The organism is Phosphitispora fastidiosa (assembly GCF_019008365.1).
Taxonomy (GTDB): Bacteria; Bacillota; Thermincolia; order Thermincolales; family UBA2595; genus Phosphitispora; species Phosphitispora fastidiosa.
The window spans coordinates 1-262 of sequence record NZ_JAHHUL010000154.1; the positions used below are offsets into that span (position 1 = coordinate 1).

At 57.3% G+C, this 262-nt stretch carries 1 protein-coding gene; it reads right to left on the bottom strand.

Annotated features, from left to right (window positions below; all coding sequences use genetic code 11):
• Positions 1–80: 80 nt before the first annotated feature.
• The coding region (locus tag Ga0451573_RS19320) for a hypothetical protein (RefSeq protein WP_269438413.1) at positions 81–262 on the bottom strand (182 nt) is incomplete at its 5' end.

Sequence of the window (262 nt, forward strand, 5' to 3'; positions counted from 1 at the left end):
GAACAACACCCCCTGCAAGATCAAATGTCTGTGCAGGAGGTGTCCAGAGTTATTTCATTGCCGGCTAACCGGCATTGTGGTTACAGCAGGCCCGCTGCCGTCATCAGGTCCGTCACCTTCTTGCTGTTCAGCTTCGAAGGTTCGACCTTCGGCGCCTGCAGATCGGCCAGAGGCACCAGAGCGGCATTGGATGCCGCATCCTTGCCAACGGCATATTCGAAGGAATCCCCATCCTTCAAGATTGCCTGGCCAGCCTTGCCGG